Consider the following 12,355-nt stretch of genomic DNA (forward strand, 5'->3'; position numbering starts at 1 on the left):
CGGATCCCATACGCCGTAGCCGACGGCGCGTCGCGCGCGACACGAATTGCAAGGGCCGGGACTCCGTTGGGAGTCCCGGCCCTTTTTCTGCGTCAGGGTCCGGTCACGCGTATCCGCCGGGCCGGAGGTTGCTCACTGGCGGGGCGCGCCGGCCGTCTCCACGGGCTTCACGAGGGCCGTGATGCGGCGCAGGGTCACGCGCCGGTTCTCGGCATTCGGGCCTTGTGCATCGACCTTGAGGTCTTCTTCGCCGTAGCCTTGCGTCACGATGTTTTCTGCGGGGATCTCGAAATACTCCGTCAGTGCCGTCGCCACCGCCTCGGCACGTCGATCCGACAAGGCCAGGTTGGCGACGTTGCTGCCGACAGCATCGGTATGACCTTCGAGGAGGAAGACCTCCGCCGGGTTCTCATCGATGACCCGCTTCACCGCGTCCGCCAACGCCTGCAGGTTCTCGACCTGATCCTGTGCGATCTGGTCGGAGCCGAAGGCGAAGTTGATGGTGGCCAGATCGATACGCCGGACCTTGTCGCGAATGCGGGGCGAGCGGCGAACTTCATCCACGGAGTAGATGCGCTCGACCGTCTCAACCGGCGGAGCGACGAGGGTCTCGTAGTAGAGTTCCTCGTCCGGCTGCCTCACGTCGACGATGTAGCGATCCTCGGGTATCTCGAGCCGGAGCGGCGGCAAGTCCGCGCCGACGTCGGCATAGTAGTTCGGCCGCGTGTCGTCCTCAGCGTAGGGATCGTAGAACAGCACGGTCTCGCGACCGTCCGGCGCGATGCGCGAGCGCTGAATGACGTCGCCGTACTCGTTCTCGATCGTGACGATCTGGACTCCGTTCTCGCGGACGATCGTCTCACGCGAAAGGCCGCGCGGCAGCCGTTCGTAGTAGACGTCGCGCGAGCCCCGCGAGAGGCGATCGTTGTCGTCCGACCGAATGAAGTAGGCGGCGGCTGCGCCGGCTGCTGCGCCTGCGACGCCTGCACCCACGATCGAGAGGATGTCCCGGTCGCCCACCCGCTCCACGACCTGGGCCTGAGGCGGCAGCGCGAAGTCGGGACGACGGTCGATGCGTTCGCCCTGGACGGCGGTGACCGGACGGACCTCGACGGGTGCCTGCAGACGCTGGACCTGCGCGTCGACCGCGCCGACCTGGCCGGCCGGGACCGGTGCGGTCTGCAGATCTGTCGCAACGGGCTCCGGCGGGCGGGTCGGAGGGAGCGTCGCCTGCGGGGTCGTCGCAGCGCCGGGTGCCGGCTGGTCGGGCAAGGCCGCAGGCGGCGCTCCCGGTACCGTCCCGTTCGGCGGGGTGCCGGGCGGCAGTGCCTGCGGGGCCGGCGGGGTGCCGGGAACCACCGGAGCACCCGCCTCCGGAGCCACCGGTGCGGTGGACGGCGCGGTCGGGGTTGCCGGCGTCGCCGGGTTGGCCGGGGCTGCTGGGGTCACGGGTTCGGTGCCCAGCACCGGCGCGGCTGGCGGAACGGGCGCGGCGGCATCTGGAGCCCGGGGTGCCGCGGGCGTTTCCGTTGATGCTGCGGGCGGGGTCGGTTGCTGGCGCGCGTCAGGACGCTCGCCCGCTCCGGCCGGAGCGCGAGGTTCGGCCGCCGGTGCCGCTGGTTCGCGAACGTCGTTCTGCGTGCCGTTGTCCACCGGCAAGCGGGACGGATCGCCCTGCGGCGCGTCGGCCGGGGGAGGGCCGCTGTCGGGAGCGGCCGCATTGGGTCTGTCACCGGCGCGTGGCGCCTCGCTGTCTGGTGCCGCCGGGCGGCGTGGTTCATCCGGTGCCCGATCCCGCGCCGGCGCTTCGCCGCTGTCGGGTGCTGCGGGACGCTCGGGCGCTTCCCGGCGGGACGGCGTTTCCGGTTCCTCGGCGGCAGGGCGTCGGCGCGCAGGTGCTTCGCCGTCCGCCGGGGGCGTGGCATCGTCGGCGGCCGGCGCCGGACGCTCACGCCCGGGCGCGCGCTCGCGCGTCGCCGGCGCCTCGTCCTGTGCAGGCTCGGCTTCCGGCGCTGCTCGGCGGGCCGGCGCTTCGCGGCGGGCCGGTGCTTCGCCTTCAGCGGCGGGAGCGGGACGCCGCCGCGGGGCGGGCTCTTCGGCCGCTGCGCCTTCGCCGGCCGCTTCGGGAGCTCCACGACGCTCGCGCGGCGCCGGACGATCGCCGCCCTGCGGGGCGTCGCCGCCGCCCGGTGCGCCGCGCTCGGCAGGTGCTTCGCCGATTGCGGGAGGCGGCGCTTCCGAGCCCTGGGCGAGGGCGGCCATCGGGCCGGTGAGGGCGGTGGAAGCGGCCAGCGCGGTCACGCAGATTATGCGTCCCGCCTTGGGTAGTCTCAGCATCGGTCGACCTTTCGTCGCATCTGTCCCTTACAGTGCGCGGGGTCGGCGCGGATGCGGCCCGAGGGACCGACGCCGCGCCGGCCATCCCAGTCGAGATGGCCCGCGGGACGCGACACATAGGTTCGATCGCACGAAAGGAAACGCGTGGCGCTCCTCAGTCGGTCGCGAAATCGATCGGCGGAGCGCGCCAATCGTAAAGCCAGGCAAGCTGACGATTCAGGCGCTTAGCGGGCGTTGCCATGAGAACGAGGTCCCGAGCGAAGGAGGTCGGGGCCGGCAGGTGGTATACCCGTCGATGGAAGGCGACCCGCGAGAGCACCCTCGCGACGCGCGTGGCGCGAGCCGCTTCGTAGTCGTGCAGCGCCCTCTCGACATCCGGCGAGCGCGCGAGGCACGAGGCCAGTACCCATCCATCCTCGATCGCCATCGCAGCGCCCTGCGCGGCGTAGGGCAACATGGCGTGGGCGGCGTCGCCGAGATAGGCGAGGCCGGGCGCACGCCAGCGCGGCGTTCGGGTGAGGAGCGGCCAGACACCCAGCGTATCGCCGGCTTCGATCAAGCCGAGGAGCCGCTTGTCCCATCCGTCGAAGAACGAGGCAGGAGCCTCCGCCACCTCGGCGTCCGGACCGATCAGAACAAGATTCGTTTCGCGTCCGGCCGCGACGGGATACGCGACCGCGTGGGCGCGCGCACCGAGCCACGCTTCGATGCCGGGCGAGGCCGGCTGCCGCACCCGTAGCCGAACCGCCGCAACGCCCTCGCTTCGTGCGGGAGCGCCGCCGAGCAGCATGCCGATGCTGGAATGAACGCCATCGGCGGCCACAAGAACATCACAATGCGCAGCGGGATGATCTTGCGAGAATTGGAGAACCCAGGCCGGTTCGCGTCGCGCCGCCAAGATTTCGTGGCCGAAGCGAAGCTCGATCCGCGGCTCCGCCTGCGCGCCCGCAAGCAGCGCGTCCTGAAGGTCAGCACGCAGAAGCGACAGGTAGCCGCGACCGTCTTGCGATCCGACGGGAATACGCGCGATCGCGCGCCCGCTCGAGCCACGTCGGAGTGTTACGGTCTCGGCCGGGACCGCACGCCCTTCCAGATCGCGCGCGACGCCGAGCCGATCGAGCACATCGAGGGCGTTTGGCGAGAGTTGGAGTCCCGCTCCCACGGGCGTGAGAGCCGTGGCGCGTTCGAAGACGGTGACCTCGCGCCCGGCTCGTGCCAGCGCGAGCGCGGCGGTCAGTCCACCGATACCCGCTCCCGCAATCGCGATGCGCACGCGGTTCCTGTCAGGCGGCCTGTGGGTCGCGGTAGAGGCAGCCGGCCGGGCGCGTCTCGTAGGTCTTCAGGGTCTTGTCCAGACGGTACAGCGTCGAGCAGTAGGAGCATACCTTCTCGCCCTCGTCGCCCATGTCGAGATAGACGTGAGGGTGATCGTAGGGAGGATTGGCGCCGACGCACATGAACTCGGTGACGCCGATCGCAATCACGTCGTAGCCGGCATCGTTCTGGAAGTGGGGGGTGCCGTGATTGGCCATGGGGCGGCTCCTCGCTAGCGGACGGTTCGGTTCGCGCGGGACCATAAGGCGGGGACTGCGCAAAGAACAGGGTGGTTCTGACACCGTTCTTCGCGCTATCGAGCGGCATGAACGACCGAGGCGGCGGGATGACGGATCGATTTCACAGCGGCGGCTTCGAGCTTGCCTTTATCGACGAGGGCGAGAGCACCGCGCCGGTCGTCGTGCTGGTGCACGGTTTCGCCTCGAGCCTGCGCATCAATTGGGTCGACCCCAGTTGGGTTGCGACATTGGTGGCGGCGGGCTTCCGCGTCCTTGCGTTCGATCATCGCGGTCATGGCGACAGCGACAAGCCGCTCGATCCCGAGCAGTACACACCGCAACATATGGCGGACGACATGCGAGCCCTTCTGGACGCGCGTGGCGTCCGGCGCGCGGCGGCCTTCGGCTACTCCATGGGCGCGCGAGTCAGCGCCTTTGCCGCCTTATCTCATGCCGAGCGCTGGCCGGTTCTCGTGTTCGGCGGCCTTGGGATCGGACTCGTTCATGGGGTTGGCGACTGGGACCCGATCGTGACAGCGCTTCTGGCACCCGCGCTCGGCGACGTTTCGGACGAGCGCGGCCGCATGTTCCGGGCATTCGCCGATCGCACCCACTCGAACCGACAGGCGCTCGCCGCCTGCATCACCCATTCGCGCCGCGAACTCTCACGCGACGAGGTGGCACGGATCACCCAGCCGGTTCTGGTCGGCGTGGGAACGCGCGACGACATCGCCGGATCGCCCGGCGAGTTGGCGGACCTTCTGCCGGCAGGCGAGGCCTTCGCGATCGAGAAGCGTGACCACATGCTCGCGGTCGGCGACCGCACGTTCAAGGCGGCGGTCGTGGAGTTCCTTTCGCGACACAAGGAGCGCTTCGCCCCGTGAGCGCCGTTGCGCTCTCCACTGGTGGCGACGACGCGAGGGCCTATCTGCCTCGCCGAGACACTGAACCCGCAGCTCGCGAAGGGCGAAGCCGATGACCATCGCCTACAAGACGGCGGAGCGCCTGCAACTGGTCGATCCGATCTGGGCCCAGATCCGCGAGGAGGCCCAGGCCGCTTCCGAGCGCGAACCCGCTCTCAGCGCGTTTCTTTACGGCACGGTGCTGAACCACCATGCCCTCGAAGAGAGCGTCGCGCACCGTATCTCCCAGCGCCTCGACCATTCCGACTTGCCCGCGTGTCATATCGAGCAGGCGTTCCTCGAGATGGCGGCCGGTGACGCCGAATGGGGCAACGTCCTTCGGACCGACCTCCAGGCCGTGTTCGACCGCGATCCGGCTTGCGAGCGCCATCTGGAGCCGCTCCTGTACTTCAAGGGCTTCCACGCGATCCAGACCCATCGTCTCGCCCACTGGCTCTGGGCGCGTCAGCGAACCGATTTCGCGCTCTATCTGCAGTCGCGCTCGTCCTCGGTTTTCCAAACGGATATCCACCCGGCGTCTAGCATGGGGCGCGGCATCTTTCTCGACCACGCTACGGGCCTGGTGGTCGGCTTCACCGCGCGGATCGGCGACAACGTATCGATCCTGCAGGACGTGACGCTTGGTGGAACAGGCAAGGAATTCGGCGACCGGCATCCCAAGATCGGAAACGGCGTCCTGATCGGGGCGGGAGCCAAGATTCTCGGCAACATCCGCGTCGGAGATTGTTCGAAGATCGCGTCCGGCTCGGTCGTGCTCAAGGAGGTGCCGCCTCACTCCACGGTCGCGGGCATTCCCGCACGCGTGATCGGCCGGCCTGAAAGCAGTGTTCCCGCTCGATCCATGGACCAGGAATTCGACCGGACCGACGACTGACCGTTCCGTCCGCGAACCATTCAACGGCGCGCCGAAAGGGCCGCCCCATCCGCTCAATGCTCAGGAGCAGTACACGTGAAGCCCGACGAAATACGCAAGCTCGAGGCCTATCTGAAGCGCACCTTCAAGGGGGTCGACCTTCAGGTCCGGGCGATGCCGCGCAAGAACGATACGGCGGAGCTCTACATCGGCGGCGAGTTCGCTGGTCTCCTTTCCAAGGATACCGACGAAGGCGAGACCTCGTATCATCTCACGATGACGATCCTGGACATCGACCTCGACTGACCATGACGAAGCTGGTCCGGGGCCCTGAAGACTCGCGGACCAGCTTCGACCTATCCCGCCGGGGAGCCGAAGCCCAGTCAGGCCTTCGGCCGAAGGCTGAGTGCCTTCAGCGCTGAACGCTTCCCACCAGCAGATCGCGATCGTCGTCGATCGATACCCAGCGCGATGCGTCGGTTTCCGATTGACGCTTGAGGTAGTGATACGTCGTCTGCGTCCAGTCGAGAACGCGGCGATCCAGATTGTCGAGAATGAGATCGCCCCGATCCGTGCGCAGCGTCAGCACGGCGTGACCGTCACCGTTCTGCTGACGAACCACAGTCAGCACCATCGCCGAGCGCGGGAAGCCCTCACGCTCCAGCATGTACTGCTTGAGGAGCGCGAAGTCCTCGCAGTCGCCCTCGGTTGTCGGGTAGGCCCAATACTCGGCCACACCGTAGATCTCTTCGTCCGTGCGCGGCGTGATGCCGACATTCACCGCGTTGTTGATCTCGACAATCGTCTCCCAGACCTTCTCCGTGACGGCGATCGGGCCGCTTCGCTCGGTGACCGTGCATTCCTGAGGCGTGCGCTTGCAGAAATCGTAGTGGCCCACCGGCTGCGACGTTGCGCCTCGCACGGTCATGCTCACCGACGCGGCGTTGGCCGTCGAGAAGCCGGCCACGATTGCGATGAGGACTGCGATGGAAAGGCGCTTCACGACTGTCTCCTCGTCCGATGAGGTGACAGTCGCAGGTCGGTTTTACTGCAGAAACAAACAGAAAAGCGGCATTTGAGACGAATGAACGCGTTTCTGTTCAGACACTATGCTTGCTTGGTTCGCAATAAACAGCCTTAAAAACTCATGATGGACGGTTACAATCTGGAAGGCATGTAACCGGTCCGGCAATCTTTCTGAACGACGGGGCGAAGCGAAGCCCATGCACGCCGGGGGGTACGCCGCACCTGTTAAGATGCGGGCGCGCTGGTGTTCATGGACATGAAGAGACCAACACCCGCCTTACCCGCGGCGGCTTGTCCTGCGTGGTTAAGGAGGTGCGATCAGACGATTAACGCAGGACGCAAGAGGGCTGTGACATTGTCCACAGGCCTGTTGGGTTATCCACAGATGGAACCCCGTCAGGGGGCCTCCGGGATCGTCAGCTGAAGCTGCGGTCGAGCGACTCGGGCGTTTGAAGCGAGGCGAACTCGATCGCGATGCCGTCTTCGATCTGACGGACGACCCGTCCCTTCATGGTTCCGAGCGTCAGCCGGGCTCCAATGGCCGGACGCACCGCGCACAGGACGGCAGCACCCGAAAGCGACAGGTCCTGGATGCGGACGTCGTAGCGGCGACCATCCTCGAGGACCATCTCGATCACCGGGTTACGCGGCTCGATGCGCTCGTGGCGACGGTCTTCGGGCAGGGATAGTTCGTGGCGGTTGGCCAACCACATGAGCTTGGCAGCCAGTTTCTCGCGCTTGCGCTCTGTGGCTTGCGTCACGAGCGCGAACCCGCCGCTGTACAAGCGCGTGACGCTGCCCTCGAGCCGCCCGACATGGTCGGCGTAAAGGATCACTCGCTCGCCGACCCGCGGAACGACCGGCGTGACCACACCCACGTCACCCGGCGACATGTTGCCGACGCGGCAGGGATATTCGCTTCGGTTCTCGAGCATGAACCGTCCGAGCAGGTCGACGTTCACGCGCTTGAACGCGCGCCGGTCATCGGCGACAGCCGGGATCGGGGGAAGAACGTTGAGCATCGCCAAGCCCGTTCACCTGTGGGTTGGATTTCTTGATAGGGCGTGGAGGGTTAACGGCCGGTTCCCGGCGCTGCCTCAGCGTAAGAAAGAGGTAGGATCGCCTTCCCGTCGCGTTGTCGGATGGCCGTCGAGCGGTAGAACCGCTGGCGACAGCAGGAGGTAGCGCGTCCGTGACCATCGATCCTCAACCCAGCGAACCGCTTCGGCACAGGGACCCGCCGGCGATCAACGTGCCCTTCGTGGTTCTGGCCACGATCGCGGTTCTCGCGTTCGTCCACCTGCTGCGCACACAGGTTCTCAGTGAGACGCAGGACATCTGGACGCTGATCAACCTGTCGATGATCCCGGACTGCTACCGTTCCAACGACGAGGTCTGCGTTCTGCGCGAGCCTTGGGCGAACGCCGTCTCGCCACTCTCGCATGCCTTCCTTCACGGCGATTGGACACATTTCCTGACGAATGCCGTTTGGCTGCTGGCCTTCGGCACGCCTGTGGCGCGGCGCATAGGGGCGGGACGCTTTCTCATCTTCTGTGCGCTCGGAGCTACGGCGGGCGCGCTGCTCTTCGACCTGCTCAATCCCGCGCTGCTGCAGCCGATGATCGGTGCGTCCGGCGTCGTGTCCGCGCTGATGGGCGCGGCGGCGCGCTTCGCGCTGTCGGGCGGTGCCCAGCGTTGGGGCGAGCCCGCCTATGTGCCCCGGCTGACGCTTCGCGAGAGCCTGACGGATCGCACCGTGCTCTTCTTCATCGTCATCTTCTTCGTGACCAACGTGGCGCTCGGGTCGGGAGCGGCATTCCTTCTCGGGGAAGGCGGCGCCATTGCCTGGGAAGCCCATGTCGGCGGGTTCCTGTTCGGCCTGCTCGCGTTCGACCTGTTCGATCGCGCCCCGCGGCCGGACCTGTGGGATCGCGAGGAGCGGGGACTTCGCCCCTGACGGATAGGTTGCGTTCGGCCGAGACCGGATCCACGATGCGGATGGTCTGGTCCATTCCTGTGGGAGGAAGGCATGTCCATACGCACCATTCTGCAAACCAAGGGTCGTGAGGTCGCGACCGTCGATCCGTCGGCGTCGCTGGAGTCGGCTGCCCAGCTTCTGGCGGCTCGCAAGATCGGCGCGCTTGTCGCGCTCGGCGAGGCCGGGAACGTCATCGGTATCCTTTCGGAGCGCGATGTCGTGAAGGCGATCGCGCGTGACGGGGCCGGCGCCCTGAACGCCACCGTGTCGTCCGTGATGACCACAACGGTTACGGTTTCCGACGAGGAGACGACGATCGACGAGGCGATGGAAATCATGACGCGCGGCCGCTTCCGCCACTTGCCGGTTTGCGAGAACGGCACGCTCCTCGTGGGCATCGTCTCGATCGGCGACGTCGTGAAGCGTCGCATCGAGGCGGCCGAGGAGGAGGCCGAGCAGATGCGGACCTACATTCACGCCGGCTGACGCGTCAGACCGTACCGAGTTCCTCGCAGAGGCGACGAATTTCGGGCATGGCCCGCGTCGCCTCCTCGTAGCCGAAGCGGATCGACTCCTTCGCGCGGAAGAACTCCGACAGGCCGATATCGCGTACGCGAGGATGCAGCGACAGGTCCGGCGGGTCGCCCGCCAGACGCGCGCGCGAGATGCGATCCTGAATAATGTTGAACGCGTCTACCATCGACCGGGCGATACCAAGCTTCTCGCGACGCGTCTCGACAGCCTGAAGTCCCGATAGGAGCGGTTCGCCGGCCTGCGGCTCGGACTCGGTGCTCGCGCCATGGCCTGCCCGCATCCGCAGGACGGCGGCGCGCCCGAACAGGTCGTAGTGCAGGTTGACGGCGACCACGAGCGGCGCCTCGTAGACGCGACAGACCGAGACCGGAACCGGGTTGACCAATGCGCCGTCGAAGAGCTGCCGGCCACCGCAGTCCACCGGTTGAAAGATGCCGGGCAGGGCATACGACGCCCGCATCGCCAGGACCAGCGAGCCCTGGTCGAGCCAGACCTCATGGCCGGAGCGGGCCTCGGTCGCCACGCAGACCAGAGGCCGATCGAGGTCTTCGATCCGAACGTCGGCGAGGTGTTCGATCAGGCGCCGATGTAACCGCTCGCCGCCGATGAAGCCCGATCCACCCCAACGAAAGTCGAGAAAGCGCATCATTCCGGTGCGTGTGAGGGAGTGCGCGAAGGCCTCCAACTCGTTCATGCGACCGGCCAGATAGCAGCCGCCTACCAACGCGCCGATCGATGTGCCGGCGATCATCGAGATCGGGATCTGATGTTCGTCGAAGGCCCGCAGAACGCCGATATGGGCCCAACCGCGAGCGGCACCGCCGCCGAGCGCTAGCGCGACGCCTCGCCCCGGTGGAGGCGGGCGGCGCGTCGGGCGTGGTTCGGCGGATTTGATCGTCGGAACGGTGCGTCGGAACACTTGCTGCAGCATCGCGTACGGTTTCCGCCCCCCACCAGCCAAGCCACTATACCCGCCTGCCTTCGGGACAAGCTCGGCTCGTGGCTATGGTCGCTGAAAGCTCTTTCCAGAACCTTCAGGGTCTAAGGACGGGGGACCGATTGTCGTCAAAGACAAGCGTCCGTCCACCGTCCCGTTCGAGATCGAGACGCCGGTAGAAACAGGAAGCGCGTCCCGTGTGGCATGTATCGTCCGGCTTCGCGACGTCGACCTTGATCCAGACGGCGTCCTGGTCGCAGTCAACGCGCAGTTCGCGCACGCTCTGCAGAGCGCCAGACGTTTCGCCTTTCTTCCACAACGCGTTGCGGGAACGGGAGCGGTAGTGCGCGACGCCCGTACGGATCGTCAGGTCGAGAGCCTCGGCGTCCATATGCGCGACCATCAGCAGATTTCCCGAGCCGGCATCCGTCACGACGGCGGTGACGAGACCCTGGGCATCGAAGCGGGGCATCAGCTGATCGCCTTCCTCCGCGTCCCGCTTGTCGCCGGCCGATGCGAAGGCCGAGCTCATCGCTTCAGCGCCAGGGTCGTGAAGCGGGCCTGCTGGGCCGCGTCGTTGCGGAACGCCCCGTAGAAGGCGGTGGTGACGGTCGACGACCCCTTCGTGCGGATGCCGCGCATCGACATGCACATGTGCTCGGCCTCGATCATGACCGCGACCCCACGCGGTGTCAGGGCGCCGTCGATCATCGCTGCCACCTGCTCGGTCATCGCCTCCTGCGTCTGCAGGCGACGCGCGTAGATGTCGACGATCCGTGCGATCTTGGACAGGCCCAACACCCGTCCCTCGGGAAGGTAGGCGACGTGGGCTCGCCCGATGATCGGGACCATGTGGTGCTCGCAGTGCGAGGTGAAATCGATGTCGCGCACGAGCACCATCTCATCGTAACCGGCGACCTCCTCAAAGGTCCGCTCGAGCACCGCGGCCGGGTCCTGGCGGTAGCCGCCGTAGATCTCTTCGAAGGCCTTCACGACGCGGCGGGGTGTGTCGATCAGACCCTCGCGCTTCGGATTCTCTCCGATCCAGCGCAAAAGAACCTCGACCGCGGCCTCCGCCTCGGTGCGGCTCGGCCGTGCCTCGTCCAGCACCGGCTGGTTCGTGGTCTTGTCGGCGATGGCATCCATCGTGCTGTTCCCGGACTCCGATTCCCCGGCTCGGTCGAAGTCGATCCGCGGGGTTCGTCCCACCCGGGCCGCGAGCGGGTCATGATCCAAGCTCCGGCATCCGTCAACGGGACGCCGCGCCCGGGCGGCCGGCGCGTCGCATTCCGCGACCGCTTCTCCTATATACGGATCGCGCCCGCCGTTTGAAGACGCGTCCGGGCGACGAACCGTCCAGCAGGCGCAGCATGATCGACGACCTCTACAACGCTCGCATTCTCGACTGGGCCGGCAACATCGGACGGCTCGGGCGTCTGGAAGCGCCTGATGGCACCGCGACCGCGCACTCGAAACTCTGCGGCTCGACGGTGACCGTGGATCTTCAGCTGCAGGATGGTGTGGTCACCGACTTTGCGCACGAGGTCCGGGCTTGCGCGCTCGGACAGGCTTCGTCGTCCGTCATGGCGCGTCACGTGGTCGGCGCCTCGGCGCAGGAGTTGCGCCACTTGCGCGAGACCATGACGGCGATGCTGAAGAGCGACGGTCCTCCGCCGGTAGGCCGGTTCGAGGAACTCCGCTACCTGGAGCCCGTGCGCGCCCACAAGGCCCGCCATGCCTCGACGCTGCTGACCTTCGATGCCGTTGTCTCGGCTCTCGACTTGGCGGAGGCGAAACAGCACGAGGCGGCGTGATGCGCCGATCCGTCCGTGGCCGTAACTACGACGGGCCGTGGCGGCGTACGCCCGGTCGCCTGTTCGGGATCGGCGCCATTCGTTTCTACCAGCTCGTTTTCTCACCGTTTGTCGGCGGTCATTGCCGTCACGTTCCGACCTGTTCCGAATTCGGCTACGAAGCCGTCGCGAGACATGGCTTATGGCGAGGCGGTTGGCTGACCGCGCGACGGGTCGCACGTTGCGGCCCCTTCGGCCATCCCGGGCACGACCCGGTGCCGACCGAGCGTCGTTGAGCCGCGAAACGCTTGCTCGGCGGCTGGGGTTGTGAGAAGCCGCGCGTCTCGCGCGGTTTGTGGCCGCACCTTATCGATCGACGAAGCTTTCCCGCATGGTGGGCGGGGGTGAGCGAAAGGAAGAC

Annotated in this window: 14 protein-coding genes and 1 pseudogene; 7 read left to right on the plus strand and 8 right to left on the minus strand. The window is 67.0% G+C overall.

Features of this window, described 5'->3' with window-relative positions; genetic code table 11:
- Positions 1–132: 132 nt before the first annotated feature.
- The 3 genes from BLQ76_RS22555 to BLQ76_RS14770 form a co-directional block, all read right to left on the minus strand.
- The gene (locus BLQ76_RS22555; RefSeq protein WP_244519637.1) at positions 133–2,337 is read right to left on the minus strand and encodes an OmpA family protein; all 2,205 of its coding nucleotides are present in this window, start codon (positions 2,335–2,337) and stop codon (positions 133–135) included.
- A 154-nt stretch (positions 2,338–2,491) separates the two neighbouring features.
- On the minus strand, positions 2,492–3,610 hold the full coding sequence (locus tag BLQ76_RS14765) for an FAD-dependent monooxygenase (protein WP_090674693.1): 1,119 nt from the start codon (positions 3,608–3,610) through the stop codon (positions 2,492–2,494).
- A 10-nt stretch (positions 3,611–3,620) separates the two neighbouring features.
- Positions 3,621–3,869 carry a zinc-finger domain-containing protein gene (locus BLQ76_RS14770; protein ID WP_090674695.1) on the minus strand — a complete coding sequence of 83 codons (249 nt, stop codon included), beginning with the start codon at positions 3,867–3,869 and terminating at the stop codon, positions 3,621–3,623.
- A 128-nt stretch (positions 3,870–3,997) separates the two neighbouring features.
- Here BLQ76_RS14770 and BLQ76_RS14775 point away from each other — a divergent pair, with 128 nt between their 5' ends.
- The 3 genes from BLQ76_RS14775 (at position 3,998) to BLQ76_RS14785 (ending at position 5,972) form a co-directional block, all read left to right on the plus strand.
- On the plus strand, positions 3,998–4,774 hold the full coding sequence (locus BLQ76_RS14775) for an alpha/beta fold hydrolase (RefSeq protein ID WP_090674855.1): 777 nt from the start codon (positions 3,998–4,000) through the stop codon (positions 4,772–4,774).
- Between the two features lie 91 nt (positions 4,775–4,865).
- Positions 4,866–5,687 (plus strand): serine O-acetyltransferase, encoded by an 822-nt coding sequence (cysE, locus tag BLQ76_RS14780; RefSeq protein WP_090674698.1) that lies wholly within the window; start codon positions 4,866–4,868, stop codon positions 5,685–5,687.
- A gap of 75 nt (positions 5,688–5,762) precedes the next feature.
- Entirely contained in the window at positions 5,763–5,972 is a 210-nt protein-coding gene (locus BLQ76_RS14785) for a DUF3126 family protein (RefSeq protein ID WP_090674700.1), read from the plus strand.
- 106 nt (positions 5,973–6,078) lie between these two features.
- Here the strand turns inward: BLQ76_RS14785 and BLQ76_RS14790 are convergent, their stop codons facing one another.
- Entirely contained in the window at positions 6,079–6,594 is a 516-nt protein-coding gene (locus BLQ76_RS14790; RefSeq protein ID WP_090674857.1) for a transglutaminase-like cysteine peptidase, read from the minus strand.
- Between the two features lie 514 nt (positions 6,595–7,108).
- Positions 7,109–7,714, minus strand: a complete 606-nt coding sequence (locus tag BLQ76_RS14795) for a PilZ domain-containing protein (RefSeq protein ID WP_090674704.1) — start codon at positions 7,712–7,714, stop codon at positions 7,109–7,111.
- 170 nt (positions 7,715–7,884) lie between these two features.
- On the opposite strand from BLQ76_RS14795, the gene BLQ76_RS14800 reads away from it, so the two are divergent.
- Together BLQ76_RS14800 and BLQ76_RS14805 are read left to right on the plus strand one after the other, a co-directional pair.
- A complete protein-coding gene (locus BLQ76_RS14800) occupies positions 7,885–8,649 on the plus strand; it encodes a rhomboid family intramembrane serine protease (RefSeq protein WP_090674707.1) in 765 nt (254 codons plus the stop codon).
- Positions 8,650–8,721: 72 nt separating this feature from the next.
- Positions 8,722–9,156: a CBS domain-containing protein gene (locus BLQ76_RS14805; protein ID WP_090674709.1), complete on the plus strand. Its 435-nt coding sequence runs from the start codon at positions 8,722–8,724 to the stop codon at positions 9,154–9,156.
- Positions 9,157–9,160: 4 nt separating this feature from the next.
- Here BLQ76_RS14805 and BLQ76_RS14810 read toward each other — a convergent pair whose 3' ends face one another.
- The 3 genes from BLQ76_RS14810 to folE form a co-directional block, all read right to left on the minus strand.
- Positions 9,161–10,135 (minus strand): patatin-like phospholipase family protein, encoded by a 975-nt coding sequence (locus BLQ76_RS14810; RefSeq protein WP_090674712.1) that lies wholly within the window; start codon positions 10,133–10,135, stop codon positions 9,161–9,163.
- A gap of 103 nt (positions 10,136–10,238) precedes the next feature.
- Positions 10,239–10,673, minus strand: coding sequence for a phosphoribosyl-AMP cyclohydrolase (gene hisI, locus BLQ76_RS14815; RefSeq protein ID WP_090674714.1), 435 nt, complete (start codon positions 10,671–10,673; stop codon positions 10,239–10,241).
- Positions 10,670–11,287, minus strand: coding sequence for a GTP cyclohydrolase I FolE (folE, locus tag BLQ76_RS14820; RefSeq protein ID WP_090674717.1), 618 nt, complete (start codon positions 11,285–11,287; stop codon positions 10,670–10,672). The genes hisI and folE overlap by 4 nt, the downstream gene beginning before the upstream one ends.
- Before the next feature lie 224 nt (positions 11,288–11,511).
- On the opposite strand from folE, the gene BLQ76_RS14825 reads away from it, so the two are divergent.
- Both BLQ76_RS14825 and yidD read left to right on the plus strand, forming a co-directional pair.
- Positions 11,512–11,955: an iron-sulfur cluster assembly scaffold protein gene (locus BLQ76_RS14825; protein ID WP_090674720.1), complete on the plus strand. Its 444-nt coding sequence runs from the start codon at positions 11,512–11,514 to the stop codon at positions 11,953–11,955.
- Positions 11,955–12,221, plus strand: a pseudogene (gene yidD / locus BLQ76_RS14830) (membrane protein insertion efficiency factor YidD); the annotation flags it as partial. The gene BLQ76_RS14825 and the pseudogene yidD, both read left to right, overlap by 1 nt.
- Between the last annotated feature and the right edge of the window lie 134 nt (positions 12,222–12,355).

The organism is Aureimonas jatrophae, from assembly GCF_900104035.1.
In the GTDB taxonomy this organism is placed as follows: Bacteria; Pseudomonadota; Alphaproteobacteria; order Rhizobiales; family Rhizobiaceae; genus Aureimonas; species Aureimonas jatrophae.